The sequence below is a fragment of the Pseudoalteromonas sp. SG44-5 genome, assembly GCF_014164175.1.
Classification (GTDB): domain Bacteria; phylum Pseudomonadota; class Gammaproteobacteria; order Enterobacterales; family Alteromonadaceae; genus Pseudoalteromonas; species Pseudoalteromonas nigrifaciens.
Map to the genome: position 1 here is coordinate 1 of NZ_JACJES010000047.1, position 4444 is coordinate 4444.

Annotated in this window: 6 protein-coding genes; 5 read left to right on the forward strand and 1 reads right to left on the reverse strand. The window is 38.9% G+C overall.

The window, feature by feature from the left end; translation table 11 throughout:
• A partial coding sequence (gene tnpA, locus H5079_RS18030) for an IS200/IS605 family transposase (RefSeq protein WP_182684610.1) occupies window positions 1-287 on the forward strand: 287 nt, incomplete at its 5' end.
• A 204-nt stretch (window positions 288-491) separates the two neighbouring features.
• Here the strand turns inward: tnpA and H5079_RS18035 are convergent.
• Complete coding sequence (locus H5079_RS18035; protein ID WP_058374038.1) at window positions 492-1250, reverse strand: DeoR/GlpR family DNA-binding transcription regulator; 759 nt, start codon at window positions 1248-1250, stop codon at window positions 492-494.
• Between the two features lie 265 nt (window positions 1251-1515).
• Between H5079_RS18035 and H5079_RS18040 the strand changes: the two genes are divergently transcribed.
• The 4 genes from H5079_RS18040 to H5079_RS18055 form a co-directional block, all read left to right on the forward strand.
• A complete protein-coding gene (locus H5079_RS18040) occupies window positions 1516-2787 on the forward strand; it encodes a porin (RefSeq protein ID WP_182684611.1) in 1272 nt (423 codons plus the stop codon).
• The gene (locus H5079_RS18045) at window positions 2787-2981 is read left to right on the forward strand and encodes a hypothetical protein (RefSeq protein ID WP_058374040.1); all 195 of its coding nucleotides are present in this window, start codon (window positions 2787-2789) and stop codon (window positions 2979-2981) included. The genes H5079_RS18040 and H5079_RS18045 overlap by 1 nt, the downstream gene beginning before the upstream one ends.
• A gap of 324 nt (window positions 2982-3305) precedes the next feature.
• A complete protein-coding gene (gene ltnD / locus H5079_RS18050; protein ID WP_182684612.1) occupies window positions 3306-4211 on the forward strand; it encodes an L-threonate dehydrogenase in 906 nt (301 codons plus the stop codon).
• Window positions 4212-4213: 2 nt separating this feature from the next.
• On the forward strand, window positions 4214-4444 hold a 231-nt coding region (locus H5079_RS18055), incomplete at its 3' end, for a four-carbon acid sugar kinase family protein (protein ID WP_220489018.1).

Sequence of the window (4444 nt, forward strand, 5' to 3'; positions counted from 1 at the left end):
AACAAAAAATCACTGAAATTGCAGAGCGCTCAGAATTTAATATCGAAGAGATCGAGGTGGACAAAGATCATATACACATATTGCTAACGATCTCTCCCAATATCAGCGTTGCGAGTTACGTTAGGGGAATTAAACAATCTACAACGCAAAGTCTATGGTCGAGATTTAAATGGTTTAAAAAGCAATTCTGGGTTAAAAAAACATTTTGGTCTGACGGATATTTTGTTTGCTCTGTTGGAAATGCGGCTGCTGATACAATTCGAAAATACATTCAAGAGCAGGGCTAACTATTCCGATTCATCCCATCGACGCCGCTTCGCGTCGATCAATGGGTTTTCTCGGAAAATTTCTATAAAGATGTATTCAATGCTTTGCACAAGCAAAGGAAGCTTTTTAGTTACTGAGATCAGTACACGATGAGTGGTTTTATAAACGAAGAAAATAAAACGGTATTTAATAAAATACCGTTTACTCCGCTGCTACTATTAAAATCAGCCTACGGCTACTTGAATGCCTTTTTCTTCAAGCTCATTACGGACACTTTCTGGAAAAGCGCTATCGGTTATAATTATATCAAAGCATTCAATATCGAGTGCGTGGAAGGTGCCGATCTTTCCATATTTAGAAGAATCAGATATTAAAATTATCTTTTGTGCAGCCTTAGCAACTGCTTTTTTAATGATAACTTTTGGTTCACTCGGCGTAGAAAGTCCTCGTAAGTTCCAAGATGAAGTAGAAACAAACGCAACGTCTATATTCATGCCATTTAAAAAATCGGCCACTTTGCTGCCCACACTCGATTGATTGTCACGATCGACACGGCCACCTGTATGGTAAAGTTCACTCGAACTATGTTTCATTAAATACATGGCAATCATAAAGTCGTTAGTAATAAAGAGTAAATCATTTCGAGGTGCTAAATGACGTGCAATTTCAAGTGAAGTGGTACCAGCATCAAGATAAACCGATGCATTTTCAGGCACAAATTGACTTGCTAGTTTGCCAATTACTGCTTTTTCTGCTGCATTCTGGTGCGCTTTCGCGTCATGAGATGGCTCATTATGTAATATTGTAGTTAACTGCACTCCCCCTGATACCGATAATACTTTGCCATCTTTTTCTAACTTTGCAATATCACGACGAATAGTCATGTGAGATACCGCAAGATTATCAACTAATTCATTGATACTAATAACATCTTGCTGTGAAAGTAATGATAAAATTATTTTATGGCGCTCTGCTGGGATCATAATGGCTAATGTCAGTTATTATTTTGTAGCTATCTTATCAACTCAACCTGCAACTGTGAAGTTATGCTTGTTATTGTTAAATAACTTTATTTTTCTGCAATTTCATTCGTACTTTCAACAATTTTTATATTTTTCCATGCCTAAAATGTTATCAATTGGTAAGTTGTGTGAACAAACTGCTTGACGATATTAAAATCCAAACATATAGTCACAACAATTAACGAGGATTAACACATAGAGCCGATATCTCAATAAAGGAAAGTACATGAACAATCAAATACCCTTCAATAAAAAATTACTTACTGGCGTATTACTGGCAGGTCAACTTTGTTTTATAAATAGTGTTGCTGCACAAGAAAATGGCTCAAATACCAATGAAAGACTCGAACAGCTTATTATAAAACAACAGCAGCAATTAGAAGCTTTAAAGCAAGAAGTTAACCTACTAAAAAACAGAAGCAATGATAATGTAGACGTCACTATGCAAGCGCCTGCAATACCACAAAGTAAGGTAGTTCATGCCGACCCTAAGGCTAAAACTAAGCTTGTTGTATCTGGCTGGGTAAACCAAATGCTATCGGTTGTTGATGATGGTGAAAGCGTTGATGCTTACATTGTTGATAATGACTTTGCTGAAAGCAGAATTAAATTTTTAGGTACTGTTGCAGCCAGTGATGATATGACTATAGGCGCAAAAATTGAGCTTACTATTGCACCTAACAAATCTGGTAACGTAAGTCAAACGAACCAAGATGTTAATAATATTTTCGATCAACGATACACAGAGGTGTACCTAGAAAGTCAGCGCTACGGTAAGCTTTCGTTAGGTAAAGGCTTCACCCCGTCACATTCAAGCGCTTTAAGAGATTTATCAGGCACAGCACTTATTGCTAGTGCAAACGTGACGGATCAAGCTGGCGGTTTATTTTTTAGAGAGCGTAATAGTGGCACTTTAACTGACATTAGGATCCTAGATGGTTTTAATAGTTTTGATGGCCTAAACCGACGCAACCGCCTGCGTTACGATACACCTACTTTTAATGGCTTTAGCTTAGCTACATCTATTATTAGCGATAGTCGATACGATGCAACGCTATCGTACGAAGGACAAGCTAACGGGCTTAAAGTGATTGGCGCAGCCGCTATTGCTGAACCTAATTTGACCAATGCTGATTTACAATATGATGGCTCTGTTTCGGTACTTCATGAAAATACAGGGTTAAATTTAACGCTCTCTGGTGGTATGTTAGAGCGTGAAAACCAAGATAACCCTAGTAATCTATTCGCTAAATTTGGTTTAATTAAAAATTATACGAGCTATGGCCAAACCGCTTTTTCGCTTGATTACACACGCTCAAAACACCTACCTAATGAAGGAAGCGAAAGTACAGCCTATGGGTTAAGCACTGTGCAACAATTAAATAAATTCGGTACTGAAGTGTATGCCTCATACCGCATCTATTCACTAGATTTAGATATGGGCAGCGACGTTAACGATATTCAGGTGCTATCTGTAGGAGCAAGGGTGAAATTTTAATGAACATATTAAATAAAAAAACGCGACAAATATTCCTACTCCTTGGCGTAATTATGCTTGCTGGCTGTAGTGGTCTTAAACCTTATCAATGGCATGATGAACGTGAAGAGGGTTTAAAAACAGGCCTTTTTAGCGGCGCTGATGGCGAGTTTGTTATTTTAGATAATACTAACGAAAAAATAACCGTAAAATAAACGAATTCAAAATATGACATAACAAAGCTAATCACACTTTTACCCGTTAAATGTATGATTAGCTTTAGTTAAGACGTGTTGACCTTGGCAGTATTAAGCCATTTAAAACAAATTATATTTACCTCCTTCCATAGCTACTATTTTTAACTACCTATATTCCACATAAATTCACAACACAACCTAATACTTTAAAGTACTAATCTATGACTAAATGGTCGGTTTTATAAGCTAAAGTGCTTGACGACCAAATCACCTTAACATATAGTCACAATAGTTAACTATATTTAACACAAAGCACATACACGTTTAAAACGAGGTGAATAGATGAATGAACAACCAATCAAATCAGTCGCTGTTATAGGCCTTGGTTCCATGGGAATGGGCGCAGCTCAGTCGTGTGTACGTGCAGGACTTGATGTATACGGTGTTGATTTAAACCTTGAAGCGCTAAAAACATTAAAAGAATATGGCGCTAAAGCGGTATCAAGCAACGCGAATGATTTTGCCAAAGACCTAGATGCGGTACTTTTACTGTTAATTAATGCAAAACAAGTAAAGTCTGTATTGTTTGACTCTGGCCTTGCTCGTGCCCTTAAGCCAAACACAGCCGTTATGGTATCAGCTACTATTTCTGCCCAAGACGCTAAAGACATTGCAGCGGGTTTAGCTGAGTATCAGCTTATTATGTTAGACGCCCCGGTATCTGGCGGCGCAATAAAAGCAGCTAGCGGTGAAATGACTATTATGGCATCAGGCTCAGCAGCAGCCTTTACTAAACTTGCGCCTATTTTAGAGGCAACCGCCGCAAAAGTTTACAACATAGGCCTTGAAATAGGGCTAGGCGCAACGGTAAAAATTATTCACCAGCTATTAGCGGGTGTACATATAGCAGCAGGTGCTGAAGCAATGGCATTAGCTGCACGGGCAAATATTCCTTTAAATCTTATGTACGATGTTGTAACAAATGCAGCCGGTAATTCGTGGATGTTCGAAAACCGCATGAAACATGTGGTTGACGGTGACTATTCTCCTAACTCTATGGTTGATATTTTTGTTAAGGATTTAGGCTTAGTTTCAGAAACCGCGCGAGATCTCGAGTTCGAACTTCCTCTCACTAGCACCGCGCTTAACATGTTTACCAGCGCCAGTAATGCCGGTTTTGGCAAAGAAGACGACAGTGCCGTTATAAAAATTTTTAAAGGTATTGAGTTACCTGGTGTGGAGAGCTAATTATGTTACTTGGTGTAATTGCAGACGACTTTACCGGAGCAACCGACATTGCTGGTTTCCTCGTTGAACATGGTATGCGTACGGTACAACTTAACGATGTACCTCACAGTAACACTGTGGTTGACGCGGATGCGGTTGTCGTAAGCCTTAAAACGCGTTCTTGCCCTGTAGAGCAAGCAATAGAGCAAAGCTTAGCCGCATTAAAATGGCTACAACAGCAAGGCTGTCAGCAG

Excerpts from the sequence above, each read along its gene's own strand:
- H5079_RS18035 (WP_058374038.1), bottom strand. The coding sequence starts at position 1,250 with ATGATCCCAGCAGAGCGCCATAAAATAATTTTATCATTACTTTCACAG.
- ltnD (WP_182684612.1), top strand. The coding sequence starts at position 3,306 with ATGAATGAACAACCAATCAAATCAGTCGCTGTTATAGGCCTTGGTTCC.
- H5079_RS18045 (WP_058374040.1), top strand. The coding sequence starts at position 2,787 with ATGAACATATTAAATAAAAAAACGCGACAAATATTCCTACTCCTTGGC.
- H5079_RS18040 (WP_182684611.1), top strand. The coding sequence starts at position 1,516 with ATGAACAATCAAATACCCTTCAATAAAAAATTACTTACTGGCGTATTA.